This is a genomic window from Microbacterium sp. W1-4-2 (genome assembly GCF_058349885.2).
Map to the genome: position 1 here is coordinate 270,539 of NZ_JBYRJC020000002.1, position 21,437 is coordinate 291,975.

Consider the following 21,437-nt stretch of genomic DNA (forward strand, 5'->3'; position numbering starts at 1 on the left):
GGTCACGCGCGGGACTTGGTCATGAGGTCCGCCCGCGGGTTCTCTTTCGGCTCGACCTCGGCGAAGTGCTCGAGGGCGGCGCGGGCGGCATCGTCGAGGTGCGCGGGCACGGCCACCTGCACCTCGGCGAGCAGGTCGCCGGTGCCCTTCTTGCTCTCCACGCCGCGGCCCTTCACGCGCAGCACGCGTCCCGACGGCGTGCCGGGTGCGACGCGCAGCCGCACCGGGTCGCCGCCCAGGGTCGGCACCTCGATCGTGGCGCCCAGCGTCGCCTCGGTGAAGGTCACCGGCACGGTCAGACGCAGGTTCAGCCCGTCGCGGGTGAAGACGGGATGCGGCCGCACGGTCACGGTCACGACGATGTCGCCGTTCTCGCCGCCGTCCGGCGACGGGCGGCCGCGGCCGCGCAGGCGGATCTTCTGGCCGTCGGCGACCCCCGCGGGGATCTTGACCTTGAACGGCTTGCCGTCCTCGCCGGCCAGCGAGATCGTCTCACCCTTGACCGCGGTCGTGAACTCCAGCGTCGTGTGGGCCGTGACATCCGCCCCGCGCTGCGGTCCGCCGAAGCCGCGGTAGCCCCCGGTCGGCTCGCCGAAGCGTCCCGACCCGAACCCGCCGGGCTGCTGGCCGAACATCGAGAAGATGTCCTCGAAGTTGCCGGCGGTCTGGTAGCGACCGCCGCGGCCCTGCCCGAACGCGCTGAACACGTCCTCGAACCCGCCGGCGCCCTGGCCGCCCGCCGTGAAGCGGGCGCCCGAGCCCATCGCGCGGATCTGGTCGTACTCGGCGCGCTGCTCCTTGTCGCTCAGCACGGCGTACGCCTCGCTGATCTCCTTGAACTTCGCCTCGGCGGCGGCATCCCCCGGGTTCGAGTCCGGGTGGTACTTGCGCGCGAGCTTGCGGTACGTCTTCTTCAGGTCGGCGTCGTCGACGTCCTTCGACACCCCGAGGGTCTTGTAGAAGTCCTTGTCGAACCAGTCCTGACTGGCCATCGGTCCTCCCGGCTATTCCGCCGGGACGGCGACGACGACCTTCGCGGGGCGCAGCTCGACGTCACCGAGCCGGTAGCCGACCTCGACCACCTCGAGCACCGTCGCCTCGGCCACACCGGGGGTCGGCTGCTGGAAGACCGCCTCGTGCTGCTGCGGATCGAACACCTCGCCCGCCGTGCCGTACGCGACCACGCCGAGGCGCTCGACGACACCGCGGATCTTGTCGGCGATCACGGCGAAGGCGCTGCCCTCTTCGAGGTCGCCGTGCTTGGCGGCCCGATCGAGGTCGTCGAGCACGGGGAGCATGCCCTTGGCCGCCTCGCCCTTGGCCCGGTCGATCTCGACGCTGCGCTGCTCCTCGGTGCGCCGACGGTAGTTCGCGTACTCCGCCTGCAGGCGCTTGAGGTCGTTCAGCAGCGTCGACTCGAGGTCGGCCAGCTTCGCGTCCTCGGCCGCGGCATCGGGGTTCTGGGCAGTGCCCAGGATGTCGTCGACCGTCAGTTCATCATCGGTCCCGCCCTGCGCGTCGGGGCCGGAGGACTGCTCCTCCGACCCCTCGCCACCAGGACGGACCTCGTCGTCTTCGAAGTCCTTGCCGGTCATGTCCTACTTCTTCTCGTCCTCGTCGTCGACGACCTCGGCGTCCACCACGTCCTCTTCGGGGTTCGGCACCTCGCCGTTGCCCGGGTCGGCCACGTTCGGGTCGCCCTGGGCGCCCTCGGCCTGCGCGGCCTGGTAGATCGCCTCACCGAGCTTCTGCTGCGACTGGTTCAGCGTGTCGTACGCGGCCTTGACCGCGTCGTCGTCATCGCCGGCCAGTGCCGTCTTCAGCGCGTCGACGTCGGCCTGCACGCTCTCCTTGACGTCGACCGGCAGCTTGTCCTCGTTGTCCTTGATCAGCTTCTCGATCGAGTACGACAGGGTCTCGGCCTGGTTGCGGGTCTCGGCGGACTCGCGGCGCTTCTTGTCTTCGGCGGCGTGCTCCTCGGCCTCGCGCACCATGCGCTCGATGTCCTCCTTGGGCAGCGACGAGCCGCCGGTGATGGTCATCGACTGCTCCTTGCCGGTGCCCTTGTCCTTCGCCGACACGTGCACGATGCCGTTCGCGTCGATGTCGAAGGTGACCTCGACCTGCGGGATGCCGCGGGGCGCGGGGGCGATGCCGGTCAGCTCGAACGTGCCCAGCGGCTTGTTGTCGCGGGTGAACTCGCGCTCGCCCTGGAAGACCTGGATCGCGACCGACGGCTGGTTGTCGTCGGCGGTCGTGAAGGTCTCGCTGCGCTTGGTCGGGATGGCCGTGTTGCGCTCGATGAGCTTGGTCATGATCCCGCCCTTGGTCTCGATGCCCAGGCTCAGCGGGGTCACGTCGATCAGCAGGACGTCCTTGCGCTCGCCCTTGAGGACGCCGGCCTGCAGGGCGGCGCCGACGGCGACGACCTCGTCCGGGTTCACGCCCTTGTTGGGCTCCTTCGAGGTCTCGCTCTTGACCAGGTCGCTCACGGCGGGCATGCGGGTCGAACCGCCCACGAGCACGACGTGGTCGATGTCGCCGACCTTGATGCCGGCCTCGCGGATGACGTCGGCGAACGGCTTCTTGGTGCGGTCGAGCAGGTCCTTGGTGAGGTCCTCGAACTTGGCGCGGCTCAGCGTCTCCTGCAGGTTCGCCGGACCCGACTCGGTCAGCGACAGGTACGGCAGCGAGATCGAGGTCGAGGTCGAGCTCGACAGCTCCTTCTTCGCCTGCTCCGCGGCCTCCTTCAGGCGCTGCAGCGCGATCTTGTCACCCGACACGTCGACGCCGGTGGTGTCCTTGAACTGCTTGATCAGCCAGTCCACGACGCGCTGGTCCCAGTCGTCGCCGCCGAGGCGGTTGTCGCCGGCGGTGGCGCGCACCTGGATCGTGGAGAAGTCGTCGTCCTTGCCCACCTCGAGCAGGGACACGTCGAACGTGCCGCCACCGAGGTCGAAGACGAGGATCAGCTCGTCCTCCTTGCCCTTGTCGAGGCCGTAGGCCAGGGCCGCCGCGGTCGGCTCGTTGATGATGCGCAGCACGTTCAGGCCCGCGATCTCGCCGGCCTCCTTGGTGGCCTGGCGCTCGGAGTCGTTGAAGTACGCGGGCACCGTGATGACGGCATCCGTCACCGCGTCGCCCAGGTACTGCTCGGCGTCGCGCTTGAGCTTCTGCAGGATGCGCGCCGAGATCTCCTGCGGCGTGTACTGCTTGCCGTCGATGTCCTGGGTCTTCCAGTCGGTGCCCATGTGACGCTTGACGGAGGTGATGGTGCGGTCGACGTTCGTGACGGCCTGGCGCTTGGCGGTCTCGCCGACCAGCACCTCGCCGTCCTTCGTGAACGCGACGACCGACGGCGTGGTGCGGAAGCCCTCGGCATTCGCGATGACCTTCGGCTCGCCGCCCTCGAGGACGGAGACGACCGAGTTGGTCGTCCCGAGGTCGATACCCACTGCACGTGCCATGTGTTTCTCTTTCTGTCCGGGGGTCGTGACGGATGCCGCGGCCCGGTGTACGTGTGAAGTCCTGGACGGCCCGCAATTCCGGTGTAACCGGGATCTTGAGCCGTGATGACTCAAGTGTACGGCGATCGATTCGACGTGTCAACAAACTTGATACGCGGTCACTCAACTTTAAGACAGGCGGCGGGAGTGGCATCCACTCGCGCGCTCCAATACGGTGAGAGCGTGACCGGCACCGACGCCCCCGATCCGCGCTTCTCGAACGCCGCCTTCCAGGCCGCACCGGCCGCCGCGCCCGTGCCGCGTCGCCGCGTGTTCGCCTGGGCGCTGTGGGACTGGGGCTCGGCCGCCTTCAACGCCGTCGCGACGACGTTCGTGTTCACGGTGTACCTGACCAGCGCGTCGTTCGGCGACAAGACGGCCGCCTCGCAGGCGCTCTCGCTCGCCCTCACGATCGCGGGGCTGGTGGTGCTGCTGATCGCACCGGTCACCGGTCAGCGGACGGATGCCTCAGCCCACCGCAAGCTGTGGCTCGCGCTGAACACCGCCGTGGTCGTCGTCATGCTCGCCCTGATGGTCTTCGTGCGCGCCGATCCGGCGTTCCTGTGGTTCGGCCTCGCGCTGCTGGGGGTCGGCACGATCTTCTTCGAGCTGGCCGGCGTGAACTACAACGCGATGCTGGCGCAGGTGTCGACGGCGAAGTCCGTCGGCAAGGTCTCGGGCTTCGGCTGGGGCATGGGGTACCTGGGCGGCATCGTGCTGCTGCTGATCGTGTACTTCGGCTTCATCCACCCGAAGGTGGGGCTGTTCGGCGTCACGAGCGCCGACGGCATGGACGTGCGCATCTCGATGCTCGTCGCCGCCGCATGGTTCGCGGTGTTCGCGATCCCGGTGCTGATCGCGGTCCCCGAGAACAAGGCGGCGCCGGGCCGGACGCGGGTGGGCGTGTTCCGCTCGTACGGCATCCTGTTCCGCGACATCGCCCGGCTGTGGCGCGACAGCCGGCACACGGTGTACTTCCTGCTCGCCTCGGCCATCTTCCGCGACGGGCTCACCGGCGTGTTCACGTTCGGCGGGGTGCTCGCCGCAGGGACGTTCGGCTTCAGCGCCGGCGAGGTGATCATCTTCGCGATCGCGGCGAACGTCGTGGCCGGCATCGCGACGATCTCCAGCGGCGCGTTCGACGACCGCTTCGGCCCCAAGCCGCTCATCGTCGTGTCGCTGATCGGGCTCGTGGTCAGCGGCACCCTCGTGTTCGTCCTGCACGACGGCGGCCAGACCATGTTCTGGATCTTCGGCCTGATCCTCTGCCTGTTCGTGGGACCCGCCCAGTCCGCATCGCGCACCTTCCTCGCGCGACTGATCCCGCCCGGGCGGGAGGGCGAGGTCTTCGGCCTGTACGCCACGACCGGCCGCGCCGCCGTGTTCATCGCACCGGCCATGTTCGGCGTGTTCGTCACGATCGGCGGCGTGCAGTACTGGGGCATCCTCGGGATCGTCCTCGTCCTGCTGGTCGGCCTGATCCTGCTGCTGCCGGTCAAGTCCCGCCAGGAGCAGCTGCACGCCCACCCCGGCTCGTAGCCGCGCTGTGGCTTCGCCCCGGGCATCGCTCCGAACCGCGCGGCTCCCCCCTCCGGACCACACGGCTCCCCGTCCGAACCGCGCGACACCCTTCCGAACCACACGAATCCATAGGGATTCGGCGAATCAATACGTCATGGCATATGGACTCGCCGAATCCCTATGGACTGGGTAGGCGAGTCCGTCCATAGGGGCGAGCTCGATCCATAGGGGGCGAGTCCGTCCACAGGGGGCGAGTCCGTCCATAGGGGGCGAGCGTCCCGCGGATCAGCGGGGCCAGCCGTCGGCGAGCTTCGCGAGCAGCCGCGCGAGCTCTTTGCGTTCGGCGTCGGTGAAGTCCGCGAGGGCGCGTTCGATCGCCTCGCGCCGGTCGCCGCGGAAGCGGCTGAGGATCGCCCGCCCGTCGTCGGTCAGCACGATGCGGGTGCGCCGAGCGTCGTCGGGGTCCGCCTCGCGCCGCACAAGGCCGAACTCGACGCACTGCTGCACGAGCCGCGATGCGCGCGGCTGGTCGACGCCGATGGTCTCGGCGAGTTCGCTGACCGACAGGGGAGTGGATGCCGCGGCCAACGCAGCGAGCAGCCGCAGCCGCGCCGGACCGGCGAAGCGCCCGTGTCCCGCGGCCCACGGTGGCACGGGGCGGCCAGAGTGCGGTCCGTGTCCATGTCCGCCGTGCACATGCGGATCGTCCGGCATGCCGTGGGCGCCCATGCCGCCGTGCCCGTGCGGTTGTCCGCCCCGATGCGCGAAGGGATCGCCGGCGCCGAAGGGCCCGCCGTGCGTCCAAGGCCCGTCGCTGCCCGGCCGCGGGCCCCGGCCGGGACGCAGGCGGGCGAGCGCCGCGGCGATGGCGTCGACGGCGTCGGAGTCGGAGTCGCTGGTCACGGCATCCAATTTACATGTGACTTGACATGCAACGGAAGTGCATGTCACACTACATATACATGCCACATGACATGGACTTCTTCGGAAGGCTACGAAAGGAGTTCGCATGAACACCGATGACATCACCCCCGACGAGCCCGATGAGGGCGCGTCGACCCCGACCGATCGCCGCCCGCTGGGCGCGTGGATGCGCCTGGTCGACGCACTGATCACCCGCGAGTTCGCCGCCGCCTTCGAGGGCGAGGAGGTCTCGCGCCGCGATTGGATGCTGCTCGGCGCGATCGCGGGCACGGTCGACGCGCCGTGGATCACCGAGAAGCTCGCCCGAGGCGGCAAGCGCCTGCACCATCTGATCGAGCTCGGCTGGGTCGACCAGGATGCCGAGGGCGCCTGGATCCTGACGGACGAAGGGCGGGCCGCCCAGGAGCGCCTCGCCGAGAAGGTCGCCGCCGTGCGCTCGAAGGTCGCCGGCACGGTCTCGCCCGACGAGTTCGCAGCGCTGACCGCCTCACTCGAGAAGATCGCACGGGGGCTCGGCTGGGACGAGTCGCAGCCGAAGCCGCGTCGACCCCGGGCCTTCGGCCGCGACCGGTTCGGAGGACGGCACGGCTTCGTGCCCGGCTTCGGGCCGCACGGGTTCGGACACCAGGGGTTCGGGGCGCCCGGCGTCGGGCCGCACGGGTTCGGGCCGCACGGGTTCGGACACCAGGGGTTCGGGCCGCACGGTTTCGGGCCGCATGGGTTGGGGCCGCACGGTTTCGGCCGTCACGAGTGCATGCACGGCGAGTTCGGGCACGGTCACCACGGGCACGGCGCGGGCGCGCACGGCAAGAGCGGCCACCGCCGCGCCGAGCGCGCCTACGAGCGGGGCTTCACGGCCGGCTTCGCGGCCGCGGAGCGCGGCGCCGACAGCGCCGACACCGGCTCATCCGAGCCCACCGCCTGATCCGTCGCACACAGCGGGGCCGAGCGCACGCGCTGCGCCCGGCCCCTCTCGCTTGGTCGCCAAGGCAGAACTCGGTTCATAACTCATCCAATCCGCCACCGCAGAGCCCGAAACACGCCGCTATCGCCCCGCCGAGCGCCGGATCGACGGAGTTCTGAACATCGCCGAACTCGAGAGCCCACCGAGCTGACCCCTGGTCATCGAACACGGGGAACACCCGCCCCACCGACGCAGGAACGACAGATGGTGCGTCGCACGACGGCCGTACCGACAGCCGGTCGACCGTCGCGGCGTGCGCCCGCTCAGCCCCCGAGCGACCCCGCGTCGCTGGCTCCGACATCCGTCACATGGAAGTTGCGGAACGAACGGGATGCCGTGGGTCCGCGCTGTCCCTGATACCGATTGCCGTACGCCCCGGCGCCGTACGGCGTCTCGGCGGCCGACGAGAGCTGGAAGAAGCAGAGCTGGCCGATCTTCATGCCCGGCCACAGCTTGATCGGCAGGGTCGCGACGTTCGACAGCTCGAGCGTGACGTGGCCCGAGAAGCCCGGGTCGATGAACCCGGCCGTGGAGTGCGTGAGCAGCCCGAGCCGACCGAGCGACGACTTGCCCTCGAGGCGCGCCGCGATGTCGTCCGGCAGCGAGACCTGCTCGAACGTCGACCCGAGGGCGAACTCCCCCGGGTGCAGCACGAACGGCTCGTCGGGCGCGACCTCGATGAGGTGCGTGAGGTCGGGCTGATCGTCGGCCGGATCGATGAAGGGGTACTTGTGGTTGTCGAACAGCCGGAAGTACCGGTCCAGGCGCACATCCACGCTCGACGGCTGGACCATCTCGGGGTCCCACGGGGCGAGGCCGATGCGCGCATCGGCGATCTGACGGCGGATATCGCGGTCGCTGAGCAGCACGAGGCCAGCCTACCCGCGGGTCCGCCGGCGCCCTCGCCGTGTTGCCGTGTGCAGCGCGCTGCGCCCGGTCGGTCCGCCCCCGGGCACCGCGCGAGAGCCTGTTATGCTAGCGGGGCGCGTTCGCGCGCACGGGGCTGTAGTTCAATGGCAGAACTTCTGCTTCCCAAGCAGACAGCGCGGGTTCGATTCCCGTCAGCCCCTCCACCAGGCTCAGCCGCGCCGACGGCGATGCGCCCGCCATTCGCGTCCCGGCGACCCAGCCTCTGTGCCCGACGCACCCGGCACTCCTCCGCTAGCACGATGGCTCTGGGCGAGCAATCCCCGTGCGCTCGGCGCGCCGTGCCCATAGCGTCGGTTCGTGGAGACGACATGACCACGAACGCCAAGAAGACATCGAGCACCAGAAATCAGACAGCGCAAGACGCCGGCGCCCGCTTGACCGCGGAAGAGAACGCCGAATCCGGCTTCACCGCGTCGCAGCGTCTCGGCGAGAATCTGCAGGCGGTGCTGGTCGATCTCATCGAACTCTCGCTGCAGAGCAAGCAGGCGCACTGGAACGTGGTCGGGCACAACTTCCGCGACACGCACCTGCAGCTCGACGAGATCACGGCGGCGGCTCGCCTGTTCGCGGACGCGATCGCCGAACGCATGCGCGCACTGCACGTCGTGGCCGATGGGCGCAGCGATGTCGTGGCGGAGTCCACCACCCTGGCCGAATTCCCCGGGGGCGAAGTGATGACCACGGCCGTCATCGATCAGATCACAGAGCGATTGGATGCCGTGGCGTCGACGTGCAGGGACGTCCATGACGAGGTCGACGACGAGGATCCGACGAGTGCCGACATCCTGCACACGATCCTCGAGCGGATCGAGCAGCTCTCGTGGATGGTCAGTGCAGAGAACCGCGAGCCGCAGACCTGAGTCAGCCGGCATCCCCCGGCTGTACCGAGAAGGAGCATCATGAGCGACAGTTCGCTGGACGACGAATTGGCCTGGCCGCATGAGGACGAAGAGATCCCTCCCCCGGACATCGACGCGAATCTGGATGCCTGGCCATCCGAGTCGCAGCCCGTCGTCCCGACACCGCCGGAGGAACCGACGATGCCGACACCAGGCGAGCCACCGGCGTCGCCGCCGGCAGAACCCTCGGCACCGGATCCGGTCGTGCCGATTCCCGAAGAGCCGACTCCGCGACCGCAACGGCCGTGAGAGCGCGCTCTCCCCTCTCGTCCCATAGCTCCCTCGTCCCATGGCTCCGTCGACCACCTCATCGCACCCGCCGCAGGGCGGTCCTGAGCCGACCCATAAACGCCCGTTCACCCCGGAGGATCGGCAGCCCCCGTCCACGGTCGAAGATTTCACCCTGAAGGGTGAGCCGTTTACCGCTACCGTGACCCATGTGAATCAAATCCGGGTCGCGATCGTCAACGACTATCAGGTCGTCGTCGAAGGCGTCGCCGCCATGTTGCGCTGCTACGGCGACCGCGTGACGGTCGTCGAACTGGATGCCGGAACCGAGGTCTCTCGCCCGGTCGACATCGCGCTCTACGACACGTTCGCCGTGCTCCCCGGGAGCGACGGAGAGATTCGGCGTCTGGTCGAGGACGGGCGCGCGCGACGCGTCGCCATCTACAGCTGGAACCTGGATCACCGATTGATGGAGGATTCCCGAGACAACGGTGCGGACGCGTACCTCTCCAAAGAGTTGCCCGCAGCGGAGCTCGTGGAGGCGCTGATAGCGGTTCACACCGGACGGCAACCGGATGGTGCGCGTCCGCACCGTGCCGCCGGGCTGGTCGGGAACGACTGGCCCGGCCGGGAAGAGGGCTTGACCCTGCGCGAGAGCGAAGTGCTGGCTCTCATCACTGAAGGTTTGTCGAACGACGAGATCGCTGAGGATCTGCACCTCTCGGTCAACTCGGTCAAGACGCACATTCGCACGTGTTACCGCCGTATCGGCGTCACGAACCGTGCGAATGCTGTGCTGTGGGGAATAGACCACGGCTTCCGCCGCCCTGCAAAGGCCGAATCGAACGAGGAGAGATGGGATACCTGAGCTATGAGGACCGAGTGAAGTTCGAGATCGACGATCGTGCGCTGGCGCACCTTCAGATCGTGATCGCCGACAAACTGCGCCGGAGCGAGCCCTTCACGTTCACCTGGCGCGACGACCTCAGCGTCGGCGGCGGACGGACGACCATCTGGATCAACAGCACCTCGTCCTTGGTGTTCAAGTACCACGGCAGCCGACAGCCGAGCGTGAACCGCGACTGGCTCGAGGCCCTGGCCGTCGCAGCCAACTCCGTGGGCGGGCTGTGGCTGGTCAAGGAGCCCGCCGCCGTCATGGCCGAGCCGGTGGAGCCCGCTCCGCCGGCCGAGCCCGCGAAGCCCGTGGAACCCGTCGAGCCCTTGGAACCCGTCGAGCCGGTGGAGCCGGTGGCCTGACCTTCGATCACACGTCGCCGCGCCGCGCCCGCCGCAGTCCGATGAGGCCCGCAACGGCGGCGACCGGCTTGAGCAGCACGAGCTCTCCGAAGCGGTAGTCGCACCCGCGCACGAGCCGCGCCGCCAGGTCGGGCCGCAGCATCCTCAGATACAAGCGTCCCTTCTCGGCGTGCACCGGATCCGACACGATCTTGATCGCATCGGCGCGCTCGATGAGCGCAATCGCATACAGGATGTTCTCCCACGTCGTCGTGCTGTCCCGCTCGAGTTCCATCGGGCCGCGGTATCCGACCTCGCGGGCATACGCGGCCATGACGTCGGCCTCGGGCAGGAAGCCCGCGACCGGCCCACCGCACAGCACCAGCACGCTGTCCGACACCCGCGGGTCGCGGGAACGGATGCCGACGCGCACCCGATATCTGTTCACGAGGTTCGCCCGGCGGCGACGATTGCCGAACCCCAGCACCACGACGGCCTCGCTGCGCGGCGCGGTCACTCCGGGTCCGAGCCCGCGACGGCTCGCGCGCCGGCTGACGAGCTCACCCCACGCGAGCACGCCCGCGACGACCAGCACGGGGATCGCAAGAAGTCGGGCGCGCACGGCAACCAGCGTAGGCCGACGGGCGTCGTTTCGACTCGCTGCGCTCACTGGCGATCGGACCGAGCGGCAGGGCGAAGCGGGCGCGAGGTCTAGCGTGGAACGGTGACCGGACCCGTGGAGCAGAACGCCGCCCCCTTCACCGGCCACGCGCGCGGCACCCGCGCCTACAAGCGTCTGCTGGCGGCGCTGTTCTTCGCCGGCATCGCGACGTTCGCGCAGCTGTACTCGCCGCAGGCGACCCTGCCCGAGATCTCCACCGATTTCGACGTGGATGCCGCAGCCTCGGCGCTCACGATCTCGGCGGCGACGCTGGGCCTGGCCGTCGGCGTGATCCCGTGGTCGGCCGTCGCCGACCGCCTGGGCCGGGTACGGGCCATGGCGATCGCGATCTCGGCGGCGACCGTGTTCGGCCTCGTCGTCCCGTTCATCCCCTGGTTCGGCGGGATGCTCACCGGCCGGTTCTTCGAAGGCCTCATGATCGGAGGCGTCCCCGCCGTCGCGATCGCCTACCTGACCGAAGAGGTCGATCCGCGCAGCGCCGCCCGCGCCGCCGGCACGTACGTGGCCGGAACCACGATCGGCGGGCTCAGCGGGCGCCTGATCGCAGGTCCCGTCGCGGAATGGATCGGCTGGCGCATGGGCGTGTTCGCGGTCGCCGTCGTATGCGCGGTCGCGGCGGTCGCCTTCATCGTGCTCGCACCGCGCCCGCGCGGATTCGCCCCGAGCCGCGCCCGCGGCGGCGCCGCCGCCCGCGCACTGATCGGTCGTCTCGCGACACACCTGCGCTCGCGGCGCCAGCTGGCCCTCTATTTCCAGGCGCTGGCCCTGATGGGCGGGTTCGTGGCGATGTACAACTTCCTCACGTTCCGGCTCGAGGCTCCCCCGTTCGGTCTGCCCGTGGGCGTGACGGCGCTCATCTTCCTCGCCTACCTCGCCGGCACGTGGTCGTCGCAGCGCGCGGGGGCCCTGGCCAGCCGCTACCGGCGGATGCCCGTGCTGCTGGCATCGGCCCTGCTCATGGCGATCGGCGTGCTGATCACGCTCGTCGACTCCCTGCCGGTCGTCATCGCCGGGCTCGTGATCGCCACGGCGGGATTCTTCGGCGCGCACGCCGTCGCCTCGGGATGGACGGGGGCGGATGCCACGACCGGTCGGGCCCAGGCATCCTCGCTCTACAACCTCTTCTATTACGTGGGCTCCAGCGTGTTCGGCTGGCTGGGCGGCGTCTTCTTCGCGATGGCGGGTTGGGGCGGCGCCGTCGCGATGATCGTCGCGCTGGTCGTGCTGGCCATGGCGATCGCCGCGGCGATCCTGCGCGGCGAGCTCACCCCGGCTCGGCGCCGGTAGCAGCCACCGCTCGTTGAGCGAGGCCGCGCGCAGCGCGACCGAGACGAAACGCGCCCCTACTGCGTCGTTTCGACTCGCTGACGCTCGCTCAACGACCGAGAAACGCGGGTCAGACGGCGAGCGCCTCCGCGGCGCGGGCGGCCGCGGCATCCACTGCCCGCTCGACCGCGTCGACATCGCGCACCGCGCCCTTGTCGGCCGACTGCGCCATGACCGCGTACGCGCGCAGCGCGGCGGACACGTGCCGCACGCGGGTGCGGGGCCGGTAGCCGCCGGCCGCGAGCAGCGCCTCACGGCGCGCGGCGAGCACGTCGTCGGGCACGTCGAGCGTGAGCGACCGGGTCGGGATGTCGATCGAGACGATGTCGCCGTCCTCGACGAGCGCGATGAGCCCGCCCGACGCAGCCTCGGGCGAGATGTGTCCGATCGACAGGCCCGAGGTGCCGCCCGAGAAGCGGCCGTCGGTGATCAGCGCGCACTTCTTGCCGAGGCCCCGGCCCTTCAGGAACGACGTCGGGTACAGCATCTCCTGCATGCCCGGGCCGCCCTTGGGCCCCTCGTAGCGGATGACGACGACATCGCCCTCACCGATCTGCTTGTTCAGGATCTTCTCGACGGCCTCGTCCTGCGACTCGCACACGACCGCGGGCCCCGAGAACGTCCAGATCGACGGATCGACGCCGGCCGTCTTGACCACCGCGCCGTCCACGGCGATGTTGCCGCGCAGCACGGCGAGCCCGCCGTCGACCGAGTAGGCGTGCTCGACATCCCGGATGCAGCCGGTCGCGGCATCCTCGTCCAGCGCCAGCCAGCGCTCGGACTGACTGAACGCCGACGACGACCGCACCCCACCGGGTGCGGCGTACCAGACGTCCCGCGCCTCGTCCGACACACGACCGCCGCGGATGTCCCACGCGTCGAGCCATTCACCCAGCGACGGGGAGTGCACGGAGTGCACGCCTTCGTCGAGCAGCCCGCCGCGGCGCAGCTCGCCGAGGATCGCGGGGATGCCGCCGGCGCGATGCACGTCCTCCATGTAGTAGGTGCGGTCGCCGGCCACGTTCGGGGCGACCTTCGCCAGGCACGGCACTCGGCGTGAGACGGCGTCGATGTCGTCGAGCCCGAAGTCCACGCCCGCCTCGTGCGCGGCGGCGAGCAGGTGCAGGATCGTGTTGGTCGACCCGCCCATCGCGATGTCGAGCGCCATCGCGTTGCCGAACGCCGCGGGGGTCGCGATCGAGCGCGGCAGCACCGACGCGTCGTCGCCGTCGTAGTACCGGTGCGCGATGTCGACGACGACCTGCCCGGCCCGCTCGTACAGCGCGCGGCGGGCGGTATGGGTGGCCAGCACCGAGCCGTTGCCCGGCAGCGCCAGGCCGATCGCCTCGGTGAGGCAGTTCATCGAATTCGCGGTGAACATGCCCGAGCACGAGCCGCAGGTCGGGCACGCCGACTCCTCGATGCGCAGGATGTCGGCGTCCGAGATGCTCTCGTTCACGGCCTCGCTGATCGCATCGACCAGGTCGAGCGTGCGCACGGTGCCGTCCTGCAGCACGGCGCGGCCCGACTCCATCGGACCGCCCGAGACGAACACGGTCGGGATGTTCAGGCGGAGAGCTGCCATCAGCATGCCGGGCGTGATCTTGTCGCAGTTCGAGATGCACACGAGCGCGTCGGCCTGGTGGGCATTGACCATGTACTCGACCGAGTCGGCGATGATGTCGCGGCTGGGCAGCGAATAGAGCATGCCCGAGTGGCCCATTGCGATCCCGTCGTCGACGGCGATCGTGTTGAACTCGCGGGCGATGCCGCCCGCCGCCTGGATCGCCTCGCTGACGATGCGGCCCACCGGCTGCAGATGGGTGTGGCCGGGCACGAACTCGGTGAAGCTGTTCGCGACCGCGATGATCGGCTTGCCGAAGTCCTCGCGGGCGACGCCGGCGGCGCGCAGCAGAGCGCGGGCGCCGGCCATGTTGCGGCCATGGGTGACGGTACGGGAACGCAGAGCGGGCATCTTCCGATTCTCGGGTGTTAGTGGGACGCCGTGACAGACGGCGCTTGTGCTAGTAGTGACAGCACTACCCTGGAGGAATGGATGCCGATCCCCGCCGCCGCGAGCTGGGGGCGTTCCTGCGCTCCCGCCGCGAGCGGCTCGACCGGGCCGCGCTGGGGCTGCCCCCGGCGTCGCGCGGACGGGCGACCGGCCTGCGCCGCGAAGAGGTCTCGGTCGCGTCGGGCGTGAGCATCACCTGGTACACGTGGCTCGAGCAGGGTCGCGACATCCACCCCTCCCGCCAGGTGCTGACCGCCGTCGCCGACGCGCTGCGGCTGACCGAGGCCGAGCGCGCGTACGCCCTCGGACTCGCCGGATATGCGCCGCCGCGGCCTGCGCACGTCGAGCCGGCGCCCGCGCACGTGCAGCGGCTGCTCGACGCGCTGCCGCACCCGGCATATGCGCTGACCCCGGACTGGGGCATGGCCGGGTGGAACGCCGCGTATGCCCGCCTGTACCCGCCGATCGCCGACGTCGCCCCCGGTGAGCGCAACCTGCTGTGGCTCGTGTTCACCGACCCGTACGTGCGGACACTGTTGGACGACTGGGATGTCACGAGCCGCCGCTTCCTCGCCGAGTTCCGCGCCGAGGCGGGGCGGCTGGCCGACCCGTCCACCGCGCAGCTCGTGCAGGCGCTCGGCGAGGCGAGCTCGGAGTTCCGCGCCGGGTGGGAGTCCTACGACGTCGGCGGGTTCGAGTCCCGCGAGCGCGTGTTCCACCTCGGCGACGGACGCACGGTGCGCTTCGAGCACCATCAGCTGCGCCCGTCCGACCGCCCCGACCTGCAGGTCGTCCTCTACACGCCGCTCTGACCGGGCTGCGGCATCCCCCGCTCCCTGCGCGGCGACGACAGGCGCCGCGCTGCCGGCCCAGCGAGGGCAGGCGTTGCGTCGCATTACGTCACATCACGACGCTTGGCGTCACACGACGAGGGCGCATCGTGCGCGGCTGGCACTGTAGTCGTGCCCGGACCGCAATCGCCTCCGTGCAGCCTCCATGACCCGACGCGCTCAGAAGGAGCCCACCATGTCCAGCATCATCCGACGAACCCTGCTCGCGAGCACCGTCGCAGCGGTCGCGGCCATGACGCTCGCGGGCTGCAGCCTGGCCGCCACCGCATCCACGGGCGGATCGGCATCCGCCCACAGCACGGTGTACTTCGGCGTCTCGGCCGCGCAGACCGGCCAGTACGCCCAGTACGGCGAGCAGTTCAAGCAGGCGTTCGACCTCGCCGTCGAGCAGGTCAACGCGAAGGGCGGCATCGACGGGCACCCGGTGGCGCTGAAGTACGAGGACTCGCAGTCCGACCCGAAGCAGTCGGTCTCGGTCGCGCAGAAGTTCGTGGGCGACTCCGACGTCGTGCTCGTGTTCGGCGACTACTCGTCGGCCGCCTCGATCCCCGCCTCGCCGATCTACACCGCCGGCAAGCTGCTGCAGTACGGCTTCAACAACTCGAACCCCGACTTCACCGACAAGGGCAGCCAGTACCAGTGGTCGAGCTCCACGACCACGAGCGACAGCTACGAGTGGACGGCCGACTACATCAAGAAGCAGGGCGTCGACACCGTCGGCCTGACATACCTGAACACCTCCGACTGGGGCATCCCCGCCTACCGGGCCTTCAAGGCCGAGGCCGCCAAGGTCGGCCTGAAGATCACCGACGCCGAGGCGGTCGATCCCACCTCGGACGACTACCGCCCCTCGCTGACGAAGGCCGTCGCCGCGAAGCCGCAGGCCTTCGTGCACATCGGGTACGGTCCCGATGCCGCCAAGCTCGTCACGCAGCTGCGCGCGATCGGCTACCAGGGCACGTTCTACGGCGGCCAGGACGAGCAGTCGTTCGACGGCACGCCGGATGCCGCGGGCTCGGTCATCGGCGCGCAGTTCGTCGAGACGAACCCCGATCCGGCCGTCCAGGCGTTCGTGAGCGCGTTCAAGAAGAAGTACCCCGGCGACGCGGATGTGACGAGCTTCGAGGCCGGGGCCTACGACGCGCTGAACGTCGCGGTGGCCGCGGCCAAGGCGGGCGGCCCGACGCGGGAAGGCATCCTCAAGGGCTTCGGCGAGATCAAGGACGTGCCGAGCGTCGTCTACGGCAAGATCACGTTCGACCCGTCGACCCGCCGCATCCTGAACCCGCAGTTCACCCCGACCATCCTGAAGGACGGCAAGTGGGTCGCGTACAACGGCTGAGCCGTCACCGCTGAGCCTCACATCATGATCGACACCCTGATCGCCGGGCTGCTCCGAGGGAACGTGTACGCCCTCGGAGCGGTCGGCGTCTCCCTCGTGTTCGGCGTCATGAACGTCGTCAACTTCGCCCAGTTCTCGTTCTTCGGGCTGGGCGCCATGCTGGCGTGGTTCTTCGTGGTCGAGCTCGGGCTCTCGTTCTGGGTCGCCCTGCCGCTCGTCCTGGTCGTGTGCGCGGCCCTCGGGCTCGTGATCAACGTCTCAGTGGTGCGGCCGCTGGCGAAGTACCTGCCGCTGGCGGCGATGCTGTCGACCTACGCCGTCTCGCAGATCCTCGACAACGGGTCGCAGCTGGCCTTCACCGCGCAGTTCCGCGTGTTCCCGCAGATGCTGCCCACCTCCAACCTGCACATCGGCAACATGCGCTTGGGCACATCGGACGTCGTGATGCTGGCGGTCACCGCCGCCGTGATGATCGTGATGTCGCTGTTCCTGAAGTACGGCAAGACCGGCCGCGCCATCCGTGCGACCGCGCAGGACCAGGAGGCCGCCCTGCAGATGGGCATCCCGGTCGGCACCGTGCAGAACCTGTCGTTCGTGATCGCCTCTGCCCTGGGGGGACTCGCCGGAATCTTCTTCTCGCTGTACGTCGGCGTGGTCAATCCCACCTCGGGGCTGAACATCGGCCTCACCGCGTTCGTGGCGGCCACGCTCGGCGGCCTCGGGTCGCTCGTGGGCGCGGTCATCGGGGGGTTCGTGCTCGGCATCCTCGAGGCGTTCGGGATCTATGCGTTCGGCGACGCGTCCCGCCTGATCATCGTCTTCGTCATCCTGCTCGTCGTGCTGATCGTGCGCCCGGGTGGCCTGCTCGGCAAGGTGCCGCTCATCTCAGCCGAGCCGCTCACCGGCACGTTCCTGGGCAAGGGACGGGCGCTGCGCATCCCGCGCTGGGTATGGCCCGCCGCGTTCGCGGTCGGCGGCATCGTCATCCCGCTGGTGGCAGACAACTACATCCTCACGACCGGCACCCAGGTGCTCATCTACGCGATCATCGCGGCGGGCTTCACCGTCACCGCCGGCCAAGCCGGCGTGCTCGCGCTCGGACAGGCCGGACCGATCGCGATCGGCGCCTACGCATCGGCGCTGCTGAGCGTGTACGTGCACGTGCCGTTCTGGGTGGCGCTGCCACTGGCGGGCCTCGCGGCCGCGATCGTCGCCTCGGTGCTGGCATCCCCCATCTGGGGCGTGAAGGGACACTACATCTCGATCGCCACGCTGGGCCTGGGCATCGCGATCGTCGCCGTGATCCAGCTGGTCCTGCCGAACGCGGTGTACGACATCCCGGTGCCGCAGATCGCCGGCATCCCATTGAACACCCCGGTCGCGTACTACCTCATCGACTTCGTCGTGCTCATGCTGACGCTGCTGGTGATGTGGCGGCTGCGCCGCTCCCACCTGGGCCGCGTCATCTCGTCGGTGGGCTCGGACGAGACCGCCGCCCTCGCCTCCGGCGTGCGGGTGCGCGACTACAAGGCGCTCGCCTTCGCCGTCTCGGCGTTCTTCGCCGGCATCGGCGGATCCCTGCTGGCCCATCAGTACACGTACATCGACACCACGATCTTCACGATGCTGACGTCGCTGCTCGTGGTGACGATCGTGATCCTCGGCGGCATCAGCCTGCCTTACGGCGCCGTGATCGGGTCGATCATCCTGATCGGCGCGATGGAGCTGCTCCGCTTCGCCCCGGAGTGGCGGATCATCGTCTACGGGCTCGTGCTCATCCTCGTGGTGCGGTTCCGGCCCGGAGGGATCCTGGTGAGGAACTCATGAGCGACGCACTGCTGCACGTCGAGGGGCTGGAGCGCCACTTCGAGGGGCTCAAGGCCGTGGCCGGCATCACGTTCCACGTCTCGGCCGGCGAAGTCGTCTCGATCATCGGCCCGAACGGGTCCGGCAAGACCACCACGCTGAACCTCGTGACCGGGAGCCTACGGCCGAATCACGGCACGATCACGCTCGACGGCGCACGCATCGACCGCGCCCACAGCGTCGACGTCGCCGAGCACGGCATCGCCCGCACATTCCAGAACGGGCGCGTGTTCGCGACGCTCTCGGTCGCCGACAACATCGAGGTCGGCATCCACTCCACTCTGCGCGCGCACCGTCCCTTCCGCCGGCTCTCGCACGTGTTCCTGCTGCGCTGGATCCCGCTGCTGGCCGAGCTGTTCGTAGCGATCTTCGGCACGCCGGCCGCGCGGCGTGAGCGCCGCGCCATCGACGCCGTCATCGACACCGAGATCGACCGGTTCGAAGCCCGGCTCGGACCCCGCCGCGACGACCCGGCCTACACGCTCAGCTACGCCAACCGCCGACGCACCGAGATCGCCCGGGCGCTCGCGCTGCAGCCGAAGCTGCTCGTGCTCGACGAGCCGACCGCGGGCATGAACCAGTCCGAGACCGCCGAGGTGCTCGCGCAGCTGCTCGAGCTGAAGGCGCAGCGGCAGACGATCCTGCTGGTCGAGCACAAGCTGGACCTGGTGATGACCGTCTCGGACCGGGTGATCGTGATGGACGGCGGTCGCATCATCGCCGAAGGGGACCCGCAGTCGGTGCGCCGCGACCCCGCGGTGATCGAGGCGTACCTGGGCCGGCGACGCACCCTCGTGGACGAGGAGGGGCGATGAGCGCGCTGCTGACGGTCGACGCCGTCGACGTGTACTACGGGCCGTTCCACGCCCTGCGCGGCGTGTCGATTCAGGTGGGCGCCGGCGAGATCGTGTCGCTCCTGGGCGGCAACGCATCGGGCAAGTCGACCACGATGAAGACGATCCTCGGGCTGAACAAGGTCAAGGCGGGCACGATCACGTTCGCCGGAGACGATCTGACCCATCGCCCGACGGCCAAGCGCATCCGCGCCGGCATCGCGAGCGTGCCCGAGGCGCGGCGGGTCTTCCCGCAGATGACCGTCGACGAGAACCTGTACGCCGGGGCCCACACCCGCACGGACCGGGCCGGCATCGCCGAAGACCTCGAGCGGATGCGCGCCCACTTCCCGCGCCTGGCAGAACGACGCCGGCAGGAGGCCGGCACGCTGTCGGGCGGCGAGCAGCAGATGCTCGCGTTCGCGCGTGCGCTGATGAGCCGGCCGCGCCTGATCTGCATGGACGAGCCCACCATGGGCCTGTCGCCGAAACTCGTCGACCAGGTGCTCGACGAGATCGCGCGGCTCAACGCCGAACTCGGCGTCGCGGTGCTCCTCGTCGAGCAGCAGGCCGAACTCGCACTGTCGATCGCGAGCCGAGGGTACGTCCTCGCGACCGGCAAGATCGCCCTCACCGGCTCCGCGACGGAGCTGCTCGGCGATCCGAGGATCCAGGAGGCGTACTTGGGAAAGAGCGGTGACCGATGACGCAACGACAGAGACTGGGCTTCTTCACGCGGGTGCTCGACGACGTGCCGGCGGCGGAGCGCTATCGCCTCGCGCTCTCGCAGATCTCGGCGGCGGAGTCCGCCGGCTTCGACACGGCGTGGGTCGCGCAGCATCACTTCCATGAGGCGGAGGGCGGGCTCCCCTCGCCGTTCGTCCTGCTCTCTCAGGCGGCGCTGCTGACGAGTCGCATCGTGCTCGGCACGAGCATCATCACACTTCCTCTCGAAGCTCCCCTGCGCGTGGCGGAGGATGCCGCAGTCCTCGCGCTCCTGTCCGGCGGGCGACTCGAGCTCGGCGTGGGCAGCGGCGGCACGCCCAGCTCGTTCCCTCCGTTCGGCCACGACCCCAAGGACCGGCCGGCCATCTTCGCGCGGCATCTCGAGCAGCTCGTCAAGGCGTTGCGCGGCGATGTGCTCACGAGCGATGAGGGCGCCCTGTATCCGGCGGCGCCGACGCTCGTCGACACGCTCTGGCAGGCGACGTTCTCGGCCGAGGGCGCCGCGCGCATCGGCGCCGCAGGTTCCGGCCTGATGCTGTCGAAGTCGCAGCCGCACACCGCCGGCACCGGCTTCGCGGCCCTCGCCGACACGCAGCGCAGTGTCGTGGACGCCTACCGCGCGAGCCTGCCGGCGGCGGTGGCGCCGCGTGTGTTCGCGTCCCGCAACCTCGTCGTCGTCGACGACGAGACGACGGTCGCGCGGCTCATCGAGCGGGGGATCGAGCGCTCGCGCGCGAGCGCTCGGATCTTCGGCATCGACATCCCGGCGGATGCGAGCACGCGCGAGCTGTGCGCCCTGCTCGACCTGCACGTGGGCACCCCCGACCAGGTGATCGCCGAATTGGCGCAGGACCACGTCCTGCGCCATGCCACCGACATCGTGTTCCAGTCCCACCCGGTCGACCCGCCGCACGACGTCCTGCTGCGCTCCCTCGAGCTCATCGCCGCCGAGGTCGCACCCGCCCTCGGCTGGCGTGCGGCCGCGAGCCTCGAGGAGAGCCGTGTCTGACCTCATCGATGCGCTGCTCGGCGTGACCGCGGGAGGCCGGCTCGACGCACTGCGGGCGAAGCGCCCCGTGGCTCGCAGCGACGCCCAGGCCACCTATGACGCCCTCGTCACGAACCCGACGGATCTGCAGCGCGCGAGCGCCGTCGAGCGCGCCGCGATCGGCTACTGGGTCGCGGCGCTCAGTGGCGCCGATCAGCTGGCGGCGCACTACCGCGGACTGCTCGCCGCGTTGGACGCACCCGTCGCGCACGCCGTCGAGGCGGCGCTGCCGCAGGCGACCACGACCGGCCCGTACGGCGCCTATCCCCCGGGGCCGCTGAGCGTCGAAGACGAAGACGGACCGCGCTTCGCGGCATCCCCCACCCTCCGCGATGCGATCGGCGCGCGCCTGGCCGCAGCCCTCGAGCACGCCCACCTGCTGACCTTCCGCCCCCGGGACGCGAGTCCCGACGGCCTGCAGGCGCTGCTCGATGCGGGTTGGAGCACCGACGGAGTGGTCACCGTCTCGCAGCTCGTGGCGTTCACGCACTTCCAGCTGCGCGTCGTCGCGGGCCTCACCGCCCTGAAGGAGGCGATCTGA

General features: G+C 69.8%; 21 protein-coding genes and 1 tRNA gene. 15 read left to right on the plus strand and 7 right to left on the minus strand.

Going from position 1 to position 21,437, the window contains the following annotated elements; genetic code table 11:
* Nucleotides 1-2: 2 nt before the first annotated feature.
* Genes AC3RX0_RS09090 through dnaK form a run of 3 tightly spaced genes read right to left on the minus strand, consistent with a single transcriptional unit; the run spans nucleotide 3 to nucleotide 3,467 of the window.
* Complete coding sequence (locus AC3RX0_RS09090) at nucleotides 3-992, minus strand: DnaJ C-terminal domain-containing protein (protein ID WP_491505658.1); 990 nt, start codon at nucleotides 990-992, stop codon at nucleotides 3-5.
* A 12-nt stretch (nucleotides 993-1,004) separates the two neighbouring features.
* A complete protein-coding gene (locus AC3RX0_RS09095; RefSeq protein WP_491505659.1) occupies nucleotides 1,005-1,595 on the minus strand; it encodes a nucleotide exchange factor GrpE in 591 nt (196 codons plus the stop codon).
* Between the two features lie 3 nt (nucleotides 1,596-1,598).
* Entirely contained in the window at nucleotides 1,599-3,467 is a 1,869-nt protein-coding gene (gene dnaK / locus AC3RX0_RS09100; RefSeq protein ID WP_491505660.1) for a molecular chaperone DnaK, read from the minus strand.
* A gap of 222 nt (nucleotides 3,468-3,689) precedes the next feature.
* Here dnaK and AC3RX0_RS09105 point away from each other — a divergent pair, with 222 nt between their 5' ends.
* Nucleotides 3,690-5,045 (plus strand): MFS transporter, encoded by a 1,356-nt coding sequence (locus AC3RX0_RS09105; RefSeq protein ID WP_491505661.1) that lies wholly within the window; start codon nucleotides 3,690-3,692, stop codon nucleotides 5,043-5,045.
* A 267-nt stretch (nucleotides 5,046-5,312) separates the two neighbouring features.
* Here AC3RX0_RS09105 and AC3RX0_RS09110 read toward each other — a convergent pair whose 3' ends face one another.
* The gene (locus AC3RX0_RS09110) at nucleotides 5,313-5,930 is read right to left on the minus strand and encodes a MarR family winged helix-turn-helix transcriptional regulator (RefSeq protein WP_491505662.1); all 618 of its coding nucleotides are present in this window, start codon (nucleotides 5,928-5,930) and stop codon (nucleotides 5,313-5,315) included.
* 106 nt (nucleotides 5,931-6,036) lie between these two features.
* Between AC3RX0_RS09110 and AC3RX0_RS09115 the strand changes: the two genes are divergently transcribed.
* Entirely contained in the window at nucleotides 6,037-6,876 is an 840-nt protein-coding gene (locus AC3RX0_RS09115) for a MarR family winged helix-turn-helix transcriptional regulator (protein WP_491505663.1), read from the plus strand.
* A 302-nt stretch (nucleotides 6,877-7,178) separates the two neighbouring features.
* Here the strand turns inward: AC3RX0_RS09115 and dcd are convergent, their stop codons facing one another.
* Nucleotides 7,179-7,784, minus strand: coding sequence for a dCTP deaminase (gene dcd, locus AC3RX0_RS09120; protein WP_491505664.1), 606 nt, complete (start codon nucleotides 7,782-7,784; stop codon nucleotides 7,179-7,181).
* Between the two features lie 130 nt (nucleotides 7,785-7,914).
* On the opposite strand from dcd, the gene AC3RX0_RS09125 reads away from it, so the two are divergent.
* The 5 genes from AC3RX0_RS09125 (at nucleotide 7,915) to AC3RX0_RS09145 (ending at nucleotide 10,229) form a co-directional block, all read left to right on the plus strand.
* A tRNA-Gly gene (locus AC3RX0_RS09125) sits at nucleotides 7,915-7,988 on the plus strand.
* Nucleotides 7,989-8,153: 165 nt separating this feature from the next.
* Nucleotides 8,154-8,705, plus strand: coding sequence for a Dps family protein (locus AC3RX0_RS09130; RefSeq protein WP_491505665.1), 552 nt, complete (start codon nucleotides 8,154-8,156; stop codon nucleotides 8,703-8,705).
* 39 nt (nucleotides 8,706-8,744) lie between these two features.
* On the plus strand, nucleotides 8,745-8,993 hold the full coding sequence (locus AC3RX0_RS09135; protein ID WP_491505666.1) for a hypothetical protein: 249 nt from the start codon (nucleotides 8,745-8,747) through the stop codon (nucleotides 8,991-8,993).
* Between the two features lie 40 nt (nucleotides 8,994-9,033).
* Nucleotides 9,034-9,840 carry a response regulator transcription factor gene (locus AC3RX0_RS09140; protein WP_491505667.1) on the plus strand — a complete coding sequence of 269 codons (807 nt, stop codon included), beginning with the start codon at nucleotides 9,034-9,036 and terminating at the stop codon, nucleotides 9,838-9,840.
* A 14-nt stretch (nucleotides 9,841-9,854) separates the two neighbouring features.
* The gene (locus tag AC3RX0_RS09145; protein ID WP_491505668.1) at nucleotides 9,855-10,229 is read left to right on the plus strand and encodes a DUF7882 family protein; all 375 of its coding nucleotides are present in this window, start codon (nucleotides 9,855-9,857) and stop codon (nucleotides 10,227-10,229) included.
* Between the two features lie 7 nt (nucleotides 10,230-10,236).
* Here the strand turns inward: AC3RX0_RS09145 and AC3RX0_RS09150 are convergent, their stop codons facing one another.
* Nucleotides 10,237-10,830 (minus strand): YdcF family protein, encoded by a 594-nt coding sequence (locus tag AC3RX0_RS09150; protein ID WP_491505669.1) that lies wholly within the window; start codon nucleotides 10,828-10,830, stop codon nucleotides 10,237-10,239.
* Between the two features lie 102 nt (nucleotides 10,831-10,932).
* Between AC3RX0_RS09150 and AC3RX0_RS09155 the strand changes: the two genes are divergently transcribed.
* Nucleotides 10,933-12,177 (plus strand): MFS transporter, encoded by a 1,245-nt coding sequence (locus AC3RX0_RS09155; RefSeq protein ID WP_491505670.1) that lies wholly within the window; start codon nucleotides 10,933-10,935, stop codon nucleotides 12,175-12,177.
* 109 nt (nucleotides 12,178-12,286) lie between these two features.
* Here AC3RX0_RS09155 and ilvD read toward each other — a convergent pair whose 3' ends face one another.
* The gene (ilvD, locus tag AC3RX0_RS09160; RefSeq protein ID WP_491505671.1) at nucleotides 12,287-14,191 is read right to left on the minus strand and encodes a dihydroxy-acid dehydratase; all 1,905 of its coding nucleotides are present in this window, start codon (nucleotides 14,189-14,191) and stop codon (nucleotides 12,287-12,289) included.
* Nucleotides 14,192-14,268: 77 nt separating this feature from the next.
* Between ilvD and AC3RX0_RS09165 the strand changes: the two genes are divergently transcribed.
* The 7 genes from AC3RX0_RS09165 to AC3RX0_RS09195 all read left to right on the plus strand — a co-directional run bounded on the left by AC3RX0_RS09165 (nucleotide 14,269) and on the right by AC3RX0_RS09195 (nucleotide 21,437).
* Nucleotides 14,269-15,042, plus strand: a complete 774-nt coding sequence (locus AC3RX0_RS09165; protein ID WP_491505672.1) for a helix-turn-helix transcriptional regulator — start codon at nucleotides 14,269-14,271, stop codon at nucleotides 15,040-15,042.
* 214 nt (nucleotides 15,043-15,256) lie between these two features.
* The gene (locus AC3RX0_RS09170; protein WP_491505673.1) at nucleotides 15,257-16,423 is read left to right on the plus strand and encodes an ABC transporter substrate-binding protein; all 1,167 of its coding nucleotides are present in this window, start codon (nucleotides 15,257-15,259) and stop codon (nucleotides 16,421-16,423) included.
* Nucleotides 16,424-16,447: 24 nt separating this feature from the next.
* Nucleotides 16,448-18,250 (plus strand): ABC transporter permease, encoded by a 1,803-nt coding sequence (locus AC3RX0_RS09175; RefSeq protein ID WP_491505674.1) that lies wholly within the window; start codon nucleotides 16,448-16,450, stop codon nucleotides 18,248-18,250.
* The gene (locus tag AC3RX0_RS09180) at nucleotides 18,247-19,104 is read left to right on the plus strand and encodes an ABC transporter ATP-binding protein (protein ID WP_491505675.1); all 858 of its coding nucleotides are present in this window, start codon (nucleotides 18,247-18,249) and stop codon (nucleotides 19,102-19,104) included. Before AC3RX0_RS09175 ends, AC3RX0_RS09180 begins: the two co-directional genes overlap by 4 nt.
* Complete coding sequence (locus AC3RX0_RS09185; RefSeq protein ID WP_491505676.1) at nucleotides 19,101-19,829, plus strand: ABC transporter ATP-binding protein; 729 nt, start codon at nucleotides 19,101-19,103, stop codon at nucleotides 19,827-19,829. Before AC3RX0_RS09180 ends, AC3RX0_RS09185 begins: the two co-directional genes overlap by 4 nt.
* The gene (locus tag AC3RX0_RS09190) at nucleotides 19,826-20,857 is read left to right on the plus strand and encodes a putative FMN-dependent luciferase-like monooxygenase (protein ID WP_491505677.1); all 1,032 of its coding nucleotides are present in this window, start codon (nucleotides 19,826-19,828) and stop codon (nucleotides 20,855-20,857) included. Before AC3RX0_RS09185 ends, AC3RX0_RS09190 begins: the two co-directional genes overlap by 4 nt.
* Entirely contained in the window at nucleotides 20,850-21,437 is a 588-nt protein-coding gene (locus AC3RX0_RS09195; RefSeq protein WP_491505678.1) for a CMD domain protein, read from the plus strand. Before AC3RX0_RS09190 ends, AC3RX0_RS09195 begins: the two co-directional genes overlap by 8 nt.